The sequence below is a fragment of the Collimonas pratensis genome (assembly GCF_001584185.1).
Taxonomy (GTDB): Bacteria; Pseudomonadota; Gammaproteobacteria; order Burkholderiales; family Burkholderiaceae_D; genus Collimonas; species Collimonas pratensis.
The window spans coordinates 4011754-4026483 of sequence record NZ_CP013234.1; the positions used below are offsets into that span (position 1 = coordinate 4011754).

12 protein-coding genes are annotated in these 14730 nt (G+C 60.8%); 5 read left to right on the forward strand and 7 right to left on the reverse strand.

Annotated elements, in window-relative coordinates:
• Positions 1 to 26: 26 nt before the first annotated feature.
• From CPter91_RS17865 to CPter91_RS17880, 4 genes are all read right to left on the reverse strand, one after another.
• Positions 27 to 1685 (reverse strand): AMP-binding protein, encoded by a 1659-nt coding sequence (locus CPter91_RS17865; RefSeq protein WP_061942538.1) that lies wholly within the window; start codon positions 1683 to 1685, stop codon positions 27 to 29.
• A gap of 92 nt (positions 1686 to 1777) precedes the next feature.
• Positions 1778 to 2929 (reverse strand): CaiB/BaiF CoA transferase family protein, encoded by a 1152-nt coding sequence (locus tag CPter91_RS17870; RefSeq protein WP_061942540.1) that lies wholly within the window; start codon positions 2927 to 2929, stop codon positions 1778 to 1780.
• A gap of 17 nt (positions 2930 to 2946) precedes the next feature.
• Entirely contained in the window at positions 2947 to 3876 is a 930-nt protein-coding gene (locus CPter91_RS17875; protein ID WP_061942542.1) for an SDR family oxidoreductase, read from the reverse strand.
• 47 nt (positions 3877 to 3923) lie between these two features.
• A complete protein-coding gene (locus tag CPter91_RS17880) occupies positions 3924 to 5063 on the reverse strand; it encodes an acyl-CoA dehydrogenase family protein (RefSeq protein ID WP_061942544.1) in 1140 nt (379 codons plus the stop codon).
• Positions 5064 to 5447: 384 nt separating this feature from the next.
• Here CPter91_RS17880 and ugpB point away from each other — a divergent pair, with 384 nt between their 5' ends.
• The 4 genes from ugpB to CPter91_RS17900 all read left to right on the forward strand — a co-directional run bounded on the left by ugpB (position 5448) and on the right by CPter91_RS17900 (position 9880).
• Complete coding sequence (gene ugpB, locus CPter91_RS17885) at positions 5448 to 6761, forward strand: sn-glycerol-3-phosphate ABC transporter substrate-binding protein UgpB (RefSeq protein ID WP_061942546.1); 1314 nt, start codon at positions 5448 to 5450, stop codon at positions 6759 to 6761.
• 178 nt (positions 6762 to 6939) lie between these two features.
• Complete coding sequence (ugpA, locus tag CPter91_RS17890) at positions 6940 to 7824, forward strand: sn-glycerol-3-phosphate ABC transporter permease UgpA (protein WP_061942548.1); 885 nt, start codon at positions 6940 to 6942, stop codon at positions 7822 to 7824.
• A 123-nt stretch (positions 7825 to 7947) separates the two neighbouring features.
• On the forward strand, positions 7948 to 8799 hold the full coding sequence (gene ugpE, locus CPter91_RS17895; protein WP_061942550.1) for a sn-glycerol-3-phosphate ABC transporter permease UgpE: 852 nt from the start codon (positions 7948 to 7950) through the stop codon (positions 8797 to 8799).
• A 1-nt stretch (position 8800) separates the two neighbouring features.
• The gene (locus tag CPter91_RS17900) at positions 8801 to 9880 is read left to right on the forward strand and encodes a sn-glycerol-3-phosphate import ATP-binding protein UgpC (RefSeq protein WP_061942552.1); all 1080 of its coding nucleotides are present in this window, start codon (positions 8801 to 8803) and stop codon (positions 9878 to 9880) included.
• Positions 9881 to 9913: 33 nt separating this feature from the next.
• On the opposite strand, the gene CPter91_RS17905 is transcribed toward CPter91_RS17900, so the two are convergent.
• Entirely contained in the window at positions 9914 to 12343 is a 2430-nt protein-coding gene (locus tag CPter91_RS17905) for a penicillin acylase family protein (RefSeq protein WP_061942554.1), read from the reverse strand.
• A 72-nt stretch (positions 12344 to 12415) separates the two neighbouring features.
• On the reverse strand, positions 12416 to 12649 hold the full coding sequence (locus CPter91_RS17910) for a hypothetical protein (RefSeq protein WP_061942555.1): 234 nt from the start codon (positions 12647 to 12649) through the stop codon (positions 12416 to 12418).
• Between the two features lie 140 nt (positions 12650 to 12789).
• On the opposite strand from CPter91_RS17910, the gene CPter91_RS17915 reads away from it, so the two are divergent.
• A complete protein-coding gene (locus CPter91_RS17915) occupies positions 12790 to 13617 on the forward strand; it encodes a ferritin-like domain-containing protein (RefSeq protein ID WP_061942557.1) in 828 nt (275 codons plus the stop codon).
• 12 nt (positions 13618 to 13629) lie between these two features.
• On the opposite strand, the gene CPter91_RS17920 is transcribed toward CPter91_RS17915, so the two are convergent.
• Positions 13630 to 14475 carry an amidohydrolase family protein gene (locus tag CPter91_RS17920; RefSeq protein WP_236905850.1) on the reverse strand — a complete coding sequence of 282 codons (846 nt, stop codon included), beginning with the start codon at positions 14473 to 14475 and terminating at the stop codon, positions 13630 to 13632.
• Positions 14476 to 14730: the final 255 nt, after the last annotated feature.

The following is a 14730-nucleotide window of genomic DNA, read 5'->3' on the forward strand; positions in this document are numbered from 1 at the left end:
ATTTATATTCAAGGAGCCGCGGCCGCTCATTCCCATCCGACCGCGCTGCGCACCTGCAGTTCCCGCTCCATCAGGCCGGCATAGCGCTTTTCCACCTCGCTGCGCTTGACCTTCATGGTCGGCGTCATCAAGCCGTTGTCTATGCTCCAGGCATCTTTCAGCACCACGCATTTGGCGATCTTTTCATGCGGCTCCAGCGTCGCATTGACCGCAGCCATGTCGTCGATCAATCCCTGCTCCACCGCGGCCCGCGGCTTGCTGCGGGCCGCCGCGGTCAGGGTCACCGCCATCACCGGCTGGTTCATGCCGTTGCCGATGAACAGCAGGTTTTCGACGTCGGTATTGCGCGCCAGCGAACATTCGATGGGCGCCGGCGCCACGTATTTTCCCTTGGCGGTCTTGAAGATGTCTTTCACGCGGCCGGTAATATACAGGTAACCGTCCTCGTCCACCCGGCCCTGGTCGCCGGTGCGCAGATAGCCGTCTTCGGTGAAGGCCGCGCGCGTGCTCTCCGGATCCTTGTAATAGCCCATCATCAAGCCCGGATGCTTGAACAGGATTTCGCCGTCTTCGGACAGCTTGAAGCCGGCGTTCTGCGGCGGCTTGCCGACCGAGCCGACGCGGTTCTGGTCCGGCAGGCAGGCGCTGGAATAGACTGAGGCTTCGGTGGGTGCATAGCCTTGCAGCACCGTCAGTCCGAGATTGCGCTGGTACCAGTCCAGCAATGCCGCCGGTATCGGCGCCGCCCCGGACAGGCAGAAGCGCACATGCTGCAAGCCGACCGCCACCCGAATCTTGCGCCGGACGATAGTACGCAACAGCGGGATCTTCATCAGGCGGTCCAGCTTCTGCTGCGGCATCTTGTGCAGGATCGCGGTCTGGATACGGCCATAGACCAGCGGCACGCCAAAGAAACGGGTAGGCGCGACCTGCGCCAGCTGCTCTCCCATCTTGTCGACGTTTTCAAGGAAGTGCACTTCGCCGCCGTTGTAGCAGCTCGGCAGCGCAATGGCAAAGCGCTCGAAGGCATGCGCCAGCGGCATGTAGGAAAAATAGCGTTCCTGACCGAGCGACGGCGCCAGGTTCATGATGCTGTAGACGGCAAACAGTACATTGCCGTAGCTGAGCATCACGCCCTTCGGCTTGCCGGTGGTGCCGGAGGTATAAATCAAGGTCATCAGCGCCTCCGGCGCCGGAGCCAGATACTCCTCGATGGCCATGGGCGCGGTGGCGGCGACCAGTTCATCCCATGTGAGCTGCCCGGCCGGCGCTTCCTGATAGGGAAAGGAAATGGTGCGCACCGAGTCCGGAATCGCCCCGGTGAAATCGTCTGCGTCCGGCATCGGCCCGAGGAACACCGCCTTGGCTTCGCTATGCTCGAAGATATAACGGGTGGTGGCTGCAGCCTGTTTCGGATACATGCCGACGCTGACGTGGCCGGCCATGGAAATCGCCAGGTCGGCCATGATCCAGTGCGCGGTATTGCGGCCAGAGATGCAAATGCGGCTGCCCGGCTCCCAGTTCATGGCTTTCAGCGCCGCCGCCATGCGCCTCACCTGATCGCTACCGTGCGCCCAAGTGGTGGCTTTCCATTGCCCCAAAACCGGTTGCAACAGCCAAGGCGCATTGGGCTTGGCAGCGGCCCATTGCAACATCATTTGCACCGAATTCTTTTGTTCGTCCACGGGTGTCTCCTCGCGCGAAGTTCAGGAAGATTGCTGGTTTTTATAGTTTCTTTGGCCTTGCTGGAAATTGTCTTGCAATAAATCCTTTTACACTAGATCGCACCGCTCGCCGTCAAGGCGGCCAGCTGAATGTCGTCAATGCCGGCCAGCCTGGCCAGAACGCCTGCGGTATCCGCGCCCAGCGCCGGACAAGCGCCGGCCGCCGCGACAGCCGTATCGCTGAAACGAATCGGCAGGTCAGACAAAGGTTTGCCGTCTTCCACCCGGATCAAGCCGCGGGCCTTGACTTGCGGATTGGCGAGTGCCTCTTGCGGACTGTAGATGCCGGACACGCAGCAATCGCACTCCGCCAGCAGCAGCTCCCATTCGTCGCGACTACGTGTCTTGAACAGATCGGCCAGCGCTTCGCGCAGAGCGGCGCCGCCGGCTCCAGGCGCCAGCGGCATGGCGGCTAGGTCGGGCCGTTCGACTGCCTGGCAGAAATTGAAAAAGAATTTCGGTTCAAGCGCCGCCAGCGCCACGTGCTTGCCGTCGGCGCAGGCATAGATGCTGTAGTTGGGCAGGCCGCCGCTGAGCACGTCGCTGCCGCGCGCCTTGCTCTCGCCCAGCGTACGGATGGTGGCCAGCGACAGTGCCTGCAGCGCCAAGGTGCCGTCCAGCATGCCGACGTCGACCAGCGTGCCCTGGCCGGAAGCGCGCGCGCCGATGACGGCGGCCAGGATGCCGAGGGCGCAGGTGAGCGCGCCGCCGGCCAGGTCAGCACTTTGGAAATTCGACAGTACCGGCGCGCCATCGGCGGCGCCAGTCTGGTCCAGCACGCCGGCATAGGCGCAGTAATTCATGTCGTGGCCGGCACGGTCTTTATAGGGGCCGGTCTGGCCGTAGCCGGTCAGCGCCGCGTACACCAGGCGCGGATTGATCTGTTTCAACACCTGGTAACCGCAGCCCAGCTTGTCCATCACGCCGGGCCGGAACGATTCGATCAGGACATCCGCCTCAAGCACCATTTTCTTCAGCAATTCGACCGCCTGCGCTTGCCGCAGATCGAGCGTGACCGATTGCTTGCCGCGGTTGACCAGCGTGAACAGCTCCGGCGCCAGCATGCGCGCGTAATCGCCGCCCTGCGGTTCTTCCAGCTTGATGACCTCGGCTCCCAGCTGCGCCAGGTAGAAGCTGCAAAAGGGGCCGGGCAGCAAACGGGTCAGGTCGAGCACCCGGATGCCGGACAGGAGCGGGTTAGCCATGGCGCGTCAGGCTTGGGCTACTTGCTCTGGCCGAACGGCGAGTTGACGCCCTGCAGTATCGACATCAGCGATTCGCCGATGGTCTTGGGATAGGTGGCCTCGCTGAAGTCGCCGATCTCGGCCCACTTCTCCGCCACTTCTTCGGGACCGAAAGCCTGGCCCTGGAAATGATGGCCCTGGGTACGCTCCCAGCGCAACTTGGCATGGAAACCGGCGCCGACTTCGAACAGGCTGCCGCTTTCCTTGCAACTGTCGTGGCTCAAATAAGCCGCCAGCGGCGCGACGTATTCCGGCTTGAGCGCTTCCAGCATCTGCGGCGGCATCACCGTCTCGGAAATGCGCGAACCGGCCAGCGGCGCGATGGTGTTGACCAGCACATTCTTGGATGCGCCTTCCACCGCCAGCGTATTCGCCATGCCGATCAGGCCCATCTTGGCCATGCTGTAGTTGGCCTGGCCGAAGTTGCCGTAGATGCCGGCGGCCGAAGTGGTCATGACGATGCGGCCATAGCCCTTGTTGCGCATGTGGGGCCAGGCGGCGTGGGTGACGCGGAAAGCGCCCAGCACGTGGACGCGGTAGATCAGGTCCCAATCGTCTTCGCTCATCTTGGCGAAACTACTGTCGCGCAGGATGCCGGCATTGTTGATGACGATGTCGATGCCGCCGAAATGATCGAGCGCGGTCTGCACGATCTGGCCGCCCGCTTCCACCGAGTCGTAGTTGGCTACCGCGGTGCCGCCGGCGGCGACGATCTCCGCCACCACCTGGTCGGCCGCGGCGCTCGACTTGCCGCCGCCATGGACGTCGCCGCCGAGGTCGTTGACCACCACCTTGGCGCCGCGCGCTCCCAGCAACAAGGCATGCACGCGGCCGAGGCCATTGCCGGCGCCGGTGACGATCGCGACACGGCCGTCATAGCGTAATTCATTTCTTAATTCATTTGCCATGGTATCTATCTTTATCTGATTGAAAAACCGCTTCCGCCATCACGCACTCAGATGGTGCGGGAAATAATCTCTTTCATGATTTCATTGGTGCCGCCATAGATGCGCTGGGCCCGTGCATCGATGAAGGCGCGCGCAATCGGGTACTCCTGCATGAAACCATATCCGCCGTGCAGTTGCAAACATTGATCCAGCACCTTGCCCTGCAGATCGGAGCACCAGTACTTGGCGGCCGCCGCAGCGTCTACCTGCAGCTCGCCCTTGACCTCCAGCTCGATGCAGCGGTCGACGAACACACGGGCAATCTGCAGTTCCGTCTTCATCTCGGCCAGCTTGAAGCGGGTATTCTGGAAGGACGAGACCGAACGGCCGAAAGCCTGGCGCTCGCGGGTGTATTCGATGGTGACGTCAAGCATCGCTTCCGCATTGGCCACCGAGGTGATGGCGATCAGCAGGCGTTCCCACGCCAGTTCCTGCATCAGCATGCTGAAACCGGCGCCGACCTCGCCGACGATATTCGACTTCGGCACGCGGACGTTATCAAAGAACAGCTCGCAGGTATCCTGCGCTTTCATGCCGATCTTCTTGAGCGGCTTGCCCTTGCTGAAACCGGGGCGGTTGGCTTCGATCACCAGCAGCGACACATTCTTGGCGCCACGCGCCTTGTCGCCCACCTTCAGCGCCACCACCACCATGTCGCTGTTATAGCCGTTGGTGATGAAAATCTTGGAACCGTTGACGATGTAGTCGTCGCCGTCTTCTATCGCGGTAGTCTGTATCGCCTGCAGGTCCGAACCGGTGCCCGGTTCCGACATCGCGATCGCGGTGATCGCCGTGCCGGCCGCCATCTTCGGCAGCCAGGCCTGCTTCAGCTGTTCGCTGCCATAGCGCAGCAAATAAGGCGCCACAATGTCCGAATGCAGCGGCCAGCCGATGCCGGAAGCGTTAGTGCTGGCCAACTCTTCCAGCACGATGGTGCTGAACTTGCGGTCGACGCCGGAACCGCCATAGTTTTCCGGCATGTTGGTGCAAAGGAAACCCAGTTCGCCGGCGCGCTGCCAGATATCGCGGTCGACAAAACCCTGCTCTTCCCAGGCGGCGTGGCGCGGCAAGACCTCGGCATCGAGGAAACGGCGCAGGTTCTGGCGGAATTCTTCATGGTCGGCATTGAACAACTGACGCGGGATCATTGCATCTCCTGATATTTTTATTATGTGTAATTTATTTTACACTTTGATTCATTCCGGATCGAAAAACTACCCGAACGATGGTATTTAAGGATTTATCGCTTGTCAATCTTAAAGATAGTGCAGCAGCTCGACCAAATGGTAATATTTATTACACATTAACTTTAACCGAACCCGGGCAGCCAGCGGCAAGCGCCGGCAGCGGACAGCATGCGCATGCAGGCTGGCATTGCCGATGGGTAAAACAAACATTGCGCCGCCCATAAAGTCACCTATAGAATCCGGCTTTAAAGAATCCCTAATCGTGACAAGAGCGGGGACAAGTCCACAAAGTCATGTGGTGGTCACAACGATTCGCTACCATCGAAAAATTTTAGGGGGGACTCCATGAAATTCAAATTCAACGCACTAGCCATGGCTTGCGCACTCGCCACCGTGAGCGTATCGGCACATGCCGTTACCGAGATCTCCTGGTGGCATTCGATGGCGGGCGCCCTCGGCGACCGCGTCAACGGTTTGGCCGACGAGTTCAACAAGAGCCAGACAGAATTCAAGGTAGTGCCGGTCTACAAGGGCGCCTACGATGAAGCGATGGCCGCGGCAACCGCCGCCTATCGCGCCGGCAACGCCCCCGACATCCTGCAGGTGTTCGAAGTCGGCACCGCCACCATGATGTACTCCAAGGGCGCCATCAAGCCGGTGTCGGAAGTCATGAAGCTGGCCGGCGAACCCTTCGATCCGTCCGCCTACGTACCGGCTATCGGCGGCTACTACGCCGCTCCCAAGGGTGCCGGCCTGCTGTCGCTGCCGTTCAACAGTTCGACCACGGTGATGTTCTATAACAAGGACATGTTCACCAAGGCCGGCCTCGATCCGAACAAGCCGCCTGTCACCTGGACCGAACTGGCGGCCGATGCCGCCAAGCTGAAAGCCAGCGGCGCCAAGTGCGGCTACACCACGACCTGGCAGTCATGGGTAGAGCTGGAATCGTTCTCGACCTGGCATAACGTCGAGTTCGCATCGAAGAACAATGGCTTCGACGGCCTGGATACGCGCCTGAAGTTCAACAGCCCGCTGCACGTCAAGCATATCGAGAACCTGGCCAACTGGGCCAAGCAAGGCTTGTTCACCTACGCCGGCCGCAAGGACGAGGCAACCTCGAAATTCTATTCCGGCGAATGCGGCTTGCTGACCGGCTCGTCTTCCAGCTATGCCGATATCGCGAAAAACTCCAAGTTCAAATTTGGCATCGCTACCCTGCCGTACTACAACGATGTCCCGGGCGCACCGCAAAACACCATGATCGGCGGCGCTTCGCTGTGGGTCATGGGCGGCAAGAAAACCGAAGACTACAAGGGTGTGGCCAAGTTCTTCAAGTTCCTGTCGAAGCCGGAAGTGCAAGCCAAGTGGCATCAGGAAACCGGTTACCTGCCGACCACGCTGGCGGCTTACGACATCACCCGCAAATCCGGCTTCTATGACCGCAATCCCGGCACCGATGTGCCAGTCAAGCAGATGATCACCAAGACCACCGACAAGTCGCGCGGCATCCGCCTTGGCAACATGCCGCAGATCCGCACCATCATCGATGAAGAACTGGAAAACGTCTGGACCGGCAAGATCACTGCCAAGCAGGCGCTGGATACCGCAGTGGAGCGCGGCAACCTGCTGCTGGAACGTTTCGAGAAAACCAATAAATAAAGCAAGCTGATACCTAGCCTTTCCTGTAGCACGTAGGGTGGGCATTTTTGCCCACGCGTAAGCGAATAAAGCATGTAAGCTTTGGATGCACGCGTGGGCACGGAGTGCCCACCCTACCAATTGCAGCTCCGTCTTACCCTGATATCCCGCATCGCCGCGGACGATAGAAAGTCCCATCGTGGAAAAACGCGCTCGCTTCAAATCTGCTTGGCTGCCCTATGCGCTGGTAGCGCCGCAGATCATTGTCACCCTTTTGTTTTTCGTCTGGCCGGCGGTGCAAGCCATGTACCAGTCGATGCTGCTGCAGGACGCCTTCGGCGGCTACTCGGAATTCGTCTGGTTCGACAACTTCCGCACCCTGTTCGCCGACAGCAATTACCTCGGCTCGTTCAAGACCACGGCCGTGTTCTCGGTGCTGGTCGCGGTGCTCGGCCTGTCGCTGTCGCTGATCCTGGCCGCCTTTGCCGATCGCGTGGCGAAAGGCGCCGCCGTCTATAAAACCTTCCTGATCTGGCCGTATGCGGTGTCGCCGGTGGTAGTCGGCGTGCTGTGGATGTTCATGCTGAGCCCGACGCTGGGAATCGTCTCCCATTGGCTGCATTACATCGGCATCGACTGGAACCATGTGCTCAACGGCCGCCACGCCATGATCCTGATCGTCATCGCCGCGGTGTGGAAACAGGTCAGCTACAACTTCCTGTTTTTCCTTGCCGGCCTGCAGTCGATCCCGAAATCGCTGCTCGAAGCGGCCGCCATCGACGGCGCCGGCCCGGTCAAGCGTTTCGCCACCATTGTCTTCCCGCTGCTGTCGCCGACCACCTTCTTCCTGCTGGTGGTGAATATCGTTTACGCCTTTTTCGATACCTTCGCGATCATTGAAGCCACTACCCAGGGCGGCCCCGGCAAGGATACCGAGATCCTGGTCTACAAGGTCTTCAACGACGGCTTCAAGGGCGGCGACCTGGGCGGCGCCGCGGCGCAGTCGGTGATCCTGATGACCATCGTCATCGTCCTCACGGTGGTGCAGTTCAAGTATGTTGAAAAGAAAGTCCAGTACGCATGATGGATATGACAAACACCCTCCTACCGCCATTCTCGCGAACGCGGGAATCCATTTTCATCTTCAGAATTAGTAACTTGGATCCCCGCGTTCGCGGGGATGACGGTGTGATCACGAAAGAATTTCATGATTGAGCGCCGCCCCATCCTCGACATGGTCAGCCACCTGGTGCTGATCCTGGGTGTGATCATCATCGCCTTCCCGCTCTACGTGGCGTTTGTCGCCAGCACGCAAAGCGCCGAGCAGGCCGCCGCCGCGCCGCTGTCGCTGCTGCCCGGCACGCATTTCATCGAAAACTACAGCGCGCTGCTGACCAAGGGCAGCTCAGGCAACGTCTCGGCGCCGCCGGTGGGCCGCATGCTGATGGTGAGCCTGATTTCGGCGCTGGCGATCGCCATCGGCAAGATCTCGATCTCGATGCTGTCGGCGTTTGCCATGACCTACTTCCGCTTCCCGGGACGTTCGCTGTTCTTCTGGATGATCTTCATGACCCTGATGCTGCCGGTGGAGGTGCGCATCACGCCGACCTACCAGGTGGTGTCGGATTTCCACATGCTCAACACCTACGCCGGCCTGACCATCCCCCTGATCGCCTCGGCCACCGCGACCTTCCTGTTCCGCCAGTTCTTCCTGACGATTCCGGATGAGCTGGCGGAAGCGGCGCGCATCGACGGCGCCGGACCCTTGCGCTTTTTCAAAGACGTGATCTGGCCGCTGTCGCGCACCAATATCATCGCGCTGTTCGTGATCATGTTCATCTATGGCTGGAACCAGTACCTGTGGCCGCTGATGATCGCCACCAACCAGGACATGTATCCGATCGGTATCGGCATCAAGACCCTGATTGTCGGCGGCGATTCTGCAGTGGAGTGGAATATGGTGATGGCCACCCTGGTGCTGGCGATGCTGCCGCCTGGCTTGGTGGTCGTGGTGATGCAAAAATGGTTTGTTAAAGGTCTGGTTGATTCCGAGAAGTGATATGGCACAAGTACATCTGAAGAACGTCAAGAAAACCTACGGCAAGGCGCCCAAGGCCGTCGATGTCATCCACGGCATTTCGATCGATATCGCCGACGGCGAATTCATCGTCATGGTCGGCCCCTCCGGTTGCGGCAAGTCGACCTTGCTGCGCATGGTGGCCGGCCTGGAAGAGGTCAGCGCGGGCGATATCGTGATCGGCGAGCGCGTGGTCAACCAGCTGGAGCCGAAAGACCGCGACATCGCCATGGTGTTCCAGAACTACGCGCTGTATCCGCACATGAGCGTCTACGAGAACATGGCTTACGGCTTGAAGATACGCGGCCTGAGCAAGGACGACATCGAAACGCGCGTGCAAAAGGCGGCCAAGATCCTGGAACTGGGTGCGCTGCTGCAGCGTACCCCGCGCCAGCTGTCGGGCGGCCAGCGCCAGCGAGTGGCGATGGGACGCGCCATCGTGCGCGAGCCCGCGGTGTTCCTGTTCGACGAACCACTGTCCAACCTGGATGCCAAGCTGCGCGTGCAGATGCGTCTGGAAATCCAGAAGCTGCATCGCACCCTTGGCACCACCAGCCTGTATGTGACGCACGACCAGGTCGAAGCCATGACCCTGGGCCAGCGCATGATCGTCATGAACGGCGGTCGCGCCGAACAGATCGGCACACCTGCGGAAGTCTATGCACGTCCTGCCACCACCTTTGTCGCCAGCTTTATCGGCTCGCCGCCGATGAATCTCCTGTGCGGCCGTGTGGCGGCCGACGGCAACAGCTTCGCCATCGACAATGCCGCGGCCGTCAGCCTGCCCTTCAGCTGCCATCCGATCGCCGGCCGCGATTGCATCATGGGCCTGCGGCCGGAACAGCTGATCTTTGGCCAGCCCGGCTTGAACCTGCGGGCGGAGCTGGTGGAAGCGCTGGGCGCCGACTTGCTGGTGCACGTCTCGATCGGCGATCAATTGCTGGTGATGCGGGTGCCGGCGGCGACGGCGGTCGAAGCCGGGCAGCAGATCACGGCCGGTTTCGACGCCGCGGCCTTGCATTGGTTTGATCCGGAAACTACGCAACGCATCGAACTTGCCTGAACGACGGTCCAGAGGAGCAGCCCCGGGCCGGAGTCAATTTTCCGGTTGCAGGCTGATCCGCTCGACCGCAGCCTTCTCCACCGCTGCACGCGAATACAGCAGCGGGAAATATTCACCCTTCAGCCATTTATCGGCCAGGTCGCGATAGTGCGGGCTGTCCGGATCGCCCGACTGTCCGGGCGAATTGACCGCGCGCGAGTTATCCCAGTTGCCGACATCGACCACCACCCGGAACGAGGGACCGTTGGTCTGCAAGAAATCGCTGCTGCGGTAAGTCGACTGGTTGGGCGAATAGGCGCCGCCATGGGTCGGCATCGGTCCGACATTCAGCTTGGCGCGCGTGGCGTCATCCACCGCCGCCGCCAGCGGGTGTTCCATCAGGTTGTGGTGCAGCTTGCCCCATTGCCATTGAGCGCTGTCGCTGCCTTGCAGTTTTTCCATTTCGGCATAGGCCGCCGTCAGGCTGGCCAGCAAAACCTGATTGCGCTTTTGCACGGCGTCCTGGCCGAAGCGTGTTTGCGGCTGCTCCAGTGTATCCAGCAGCACCGCGGTATCCGGCGCACCCATGGCCTCGGCGGCTGCCGGACTCAGCACGGCAGCCTTGAAATCCCTGCCCAGATGGCGCGATAGCCAGACCTCGAACAAGGCGGCCTGCGCCGAATCGGCGCGTTCCACTGCATCCCATCCGCTCAGCAGCTTGAGCGCCGCCTGCGTCTGTGCATCGCTGGAGGACAAGGGCTTGAGCAAAGCCACCAGGCGCCGCGCCGGTATCGAGAGATCGTCGTTTTGCAGGCGCATGGAATCTTCCAGCGAGACTTTATGCAGCGAGGACAGCACTTCGCTGATGCGGGTGAAGCGCGCGTTGTTGGTCCACTCGAAACCCAGCTTGCGCTCACGGTAGGGATAGCCGGCCGGCAGGTTCATCTGGTTGGCCGAGGCGAACCAGCCTTGCTTCGGATTGTAGCTGGAAGGCAGCTGGTCGCCGGACCAGAAACCGGCCCACTCATAGCGGCCGTCGCCCGGCACCGGCAGCAAGCCGTCCCAGTTGGGCCTGATCGGCGCCAGCCCGCCCGGAACCCAGCCGATATTGCCCTTGGTGTCGGCATAGACCTGGTTCTCGGTCGGCGCACCCCAATGCAGCAAGGCCTGCTTGAACTGAGCGAAGCTGGTGGCGCGCATGTATTCGATGCTGCCGAAATAAGGCGACATGCCTGGCTGCAGCCAGCCGGAACGCACTGCGAAAGCGCGGTTCTTGCCGGGTTCGACAAAGATCACCGGGCCGTGCCGGCTGAAGGTCAGTTCGACCTCGACCGGCGCCGCGCCCTTGACCTCGATCTGTTCCTTGATGATATTGAAAGGCTCCCACTTACCCTGGTATTTATACTGGCTTTCATGCTCCGGATTGAGTTCGTAAACGTATAAATCTTCCTGGTCGATATTGAAAATCGTCAGGCCGAAAGCGACCTTGCCGTTATGGCCGATCGAAATTCCCGGCAGCGCCGGTTCGCCGGCGCCGATCACGTCCAGCCCCGGGGCATGGAGATGGGCGATGTAGCGCAACGACGGCGTCGAGTAGGCGCGGTGCGGGTCGTTGGCCATGATGGCGCGGCCGGTGGCGGATTTGGCCGGCGCCACCACCCAGTTGTTGCTGCCCTCGGTGACTTCTTCCGGATTTTCCGCGGCCGCCATGACGACGGCATCGCTGTTGCTGCCTGCCGCCAGGCTGTCCTTGCTGATCTTCACGCCCTGGGTCGCCAGCTTGAACACATTCAGCAAATCCTTGGGCAGGCAGGGATCGAGGCCTTCCGGCAGCGTGGTTTGCCACGGCGGCGTCAGTCCGATGCGGATTTCATCGGACTTGAGGCCAGCCTTGCAGGCGACATTGGCGCGCGCCACTTCGCTCTCCAGGTTGCGCGTCAGGCCATGGCTGCGGATGCGCACCACGTCTTCCGCCAGCCATCTGGCCGGCGCATAGCCGAGTTTCTTGAATTCGAAAGGCAGCTTGTCCGGATTGGCCTTGAGGTAGTCGACATAGGCATTGATGCCGGCCACGAACGCCGTCGCCACCTGCTGCGCATGCGGACCGTAGGATTGCCACTCGCGCTGCATGTCGCCGCGGTACAGGAACAAGCGGGTAGCGCGGTCTTGCTGCACATAGGCCGGCCCGAACACCTGGGCCAGCTGGCCGAGGCCGCGGCGGCGCCATAAATCGATCTGGAACAGGCGGTCGCGCGCGGCATTGAAGCCCTGGGCGAAAAAGACATCGTCCTGATTCGCAGCGTATATGTGCGGCACACCCCATTGATCGACCAATATTTCCGCCGGCTTTTTCAAACCGGCGGCATGGAAAACCTGGCTCACCGCAGGCAGCGCAGCGGGCTCGCGGGAGTAAACGGGCGCGCTTGCGAGTACGGCCAGCAAGGCCAGCGCAAAGGGAGTGGGCAAGGACAAGGCTGGTCGCATAAGCAGTTTTTATAATTTATTTATAAAATATCCACAAGCAGACAAACAATGCGCGGCGCAGCCGCCGCGGCCTTATCCGGTCAGGGCGACCAGGTTGTCGACCTCGATCTTGGCAAACTCGACGCTGCTGTCGTAGGCCGCATGCAAGGTGCTGTGGGCGCTTTCGGTATTGGTGCGGCTGGAGACGCTGGCGCCGCCCTTGAATATCTGGTAGCCGTCGTGCCACAGGTCGTCATGCCCCTGGACCGGTTTCGGCGTAATCACATAGCCGCGATATTCGACGTTCTGGCTGCTTTGATCGCTCATACATTCACCTCCTGCAAATAAGGATAATCCTAGCACGTGGCGGAAATACGCACATTGCTGAAAAATCGTGTACCTTGAACCTATTCCCGAGGAATGCGTCATACCTGATTATCAGTCACAACCACCTGGAGAGATTGATCATGCATAAAGGTCGCGAAGAGAGTACGCATTGGAAAATCGCCGATCTGGATTTTTCAAAAATCGATATCGCGCAAGTCCGTCCCGATGAAAACCTGTTCTACCTGGTCACCTGCGCCTCGTTTGTAGAGAGCGGTTCAGATCTCTACACACAGAACCTGGTGGATTATTACGGCGACGAGCCGGAAATTTCCAGCTGGCTGCGCGAACAATGGGAAGTCGAAGAACTGCAGCACGGTCAGGCGCTGCGCGCCTACGTCGAACATATCTGGCCGGAATTCGACTGGCCGGTCGCCTACGCCAATTTCCTGAGCGAGTATTCGAGCTATTGCAAGGTTGAACTGCTGGAGCCCAGCAAGGGGCTGGAAATGGTGGCGCGCTGCGTGGTGGAAGCCGGCACCGCCACTTTCTACGGCGCGCTCTCGCGCAGCACCAGCGAGCCGGTCTTGAAAGACCTGGCGTCGCGCATCGCCAAGGACGAAGTGAACCACTACAAGCATTTCTTCCGCTACTTCCGGCGCTTCCGCCAGAACGAGGGCCTGCGCCGGCACCGCATCTTCGGCGCCCTGCGCCGCCGCACCATGGAAATGAAGAACGAAGACGCCGCCTGCGCCCTGCGCCACGTGCTCGGCACCAGGTCGCCCGCGCACGCCGGCGACGAAGCCACGCTGGAGCGCATCCACAGCAAGATGAACACCACCATCCGCGCTCACCTCTCTGCTGACATGACCATCAAGATGATCATGCGGCCGCTGGACCTGCCGCCGGCAGTGCAGACCATGGTGGCCTATCCGGTGACGCAGATCATGAACAAGGTGTTCCTGCGTTAGCCAGCCACTTCGCTACAAGCGGTAAAAGCGCTGTGCGTTAGCGCCCATGACCTGCTGCTTCTGCCGGGGGTCCAGCTTTGCCAGCAGCGCCTCGCTGGCATCCAGCCAGCGGCCGTAATCGGCCGCCAGGTTGAGCACCGGCCAATCGCTGCCCCATATCACCCGCTCCGACCCGAATACCTCCAGCACGTGCGCCGCATAGGGCTGGAGCTGCGCAATCTGCCAGTCGGCGGCAGCTTCCGTCACCAGCCCGGATAATTTGCAGTACACCTGCGGCAAGGCTGCCAGCTGGCTGATCAGCGTCCGCCACGGTTCTATCTGGGCGGCAGCGATATGCGGTTTGGCGGCATGGTCGATCACCAGCGGCAGCTCCGGGTAGCGCTTGGCAAATGCCAGCAAGGCCGGCAAATGCCGCGGCAAGACCAGCGCATCCAGGCTCAGCCGATGGCGCTGCATCGCGGCGACGGCCGGCGCCAGCAGCGGATCGGCGATCCAGTCGTCAGCGAGGTCCGGCAGCATGGGCCGCAGGCCGCGCATTTTCGAATGACTCGCCAGCACAGCGATCTGCTGCGCGGCATGCGCCGATTTCAAATCGGTCCAGCCGACCACGGCGCGGATGAACGGGTTCTGTTCCGCCAGGCCTAGCATGAACAAGGTGTCGCTCATGCTCGGCAAGGATTGCACCAGCACGCTGCCGCCTATGCCGTATTGCTGCAGCAATGGCGCCAGGTCGGGCGGCAGGAAATCGCGATGGATAGCCGTCAGCTCGGCCGGCGGCCACTGCCCCGCCCGGTTGGACAGCAGCCAGAAATGCTGGTGGGCGTCGATGCGCATGCAGCCGCCGTTATCAAGATCCATTACCTGTCACCCCTCCTCCGACAATCAATACAGAACGCTCCCGCCTTGCATGGCAAGCCAGTAATCCAACGCAGTCGTGCGGTAGCCATTGGTGTGCGCCACCCAAAAGGTCTATTGGCTGGACCAATACTAACATGCAGCATTTCGAGCGAGCAATTGAAAATACCTGGAATCGCGCTATAACGCCAATCTGCCGGAATGCATGCGCTACGGCCGCAATTGCGGACTTATAATTCGCGTCATCGCATGGCAATA

Bases quoted from the DNA above. Each gene is read 5' to 3' on its own strand.
- CPter91_RS17870 (WP_061942540.1), bottom strand. From the start codon at position 2,929: ATGGCTAACCCGCTCCTGTCCGGCATCCGGGTGCTCGACCTGACCCGT.
- CPter91_RS17875 (WP_061942542.1), bottom strand. From the start codon at position 3,876: ATGGCAAATGAATTAAGAAATGAATTACGCTATGACGGCCGTGTCGCG.
- CPter91_RS17880 (WP_061942544.1), bottom strand. From the start codon at position 5,063: ATGATCCCGCGTCAGTTGTTCAATGCCGACCATGAAGAATTCCGCCAG.
- ugpB (WP_061942546.1), top strand. From the start codon at position 5,448: ATGAAATTCAAATTCAACGCACTAGCCATGGCTTGCGCACTCGCCACC.
- ugpE (WP_061942550.1), top strand. From the start codon at position 7,948: ATGATTGAGCGCCGCCCCATCCTCGACATGGTCAGCCACCTGGTGCTG.
- CPter91_RS17900 (WP_061942552.1), top strand. From the start codon at position 8,801: ATGGCACAAGTACATCTGAAGAACGTCAAGAAAACCTACGGCAAGGCG.
- CPter91_RS17905 (WP_061942554.1), bottom strand. From the start codon at position 12,343: ATGCGACCAGCCTTGTCCTTGCCCACTCCCTTTGCGCTGGCCTTGCTG.
- CPter91_RS17910 (WP_061942555.1), bottom strand. From the start codon at position 12,649: ATGAGCGATCAAAGCAGCCAGAACGTCGAATATCGCGGCTATGTGATT.
- CPter91_RS17915 (WP_061942557.1), top strand. From the start codon at position 12,790: ATGCATAAAGGTCGCGAAGAGAGTACGCATTGGAAAATCGCCGATCTG.
- CPter91_RS17920 (WP_236905850.1), bottom strand. From the start codon at position 14,475: ATGGATCTTGATAACGGCGGCTGCATGCGCATCGACGCCCACCAGCAT.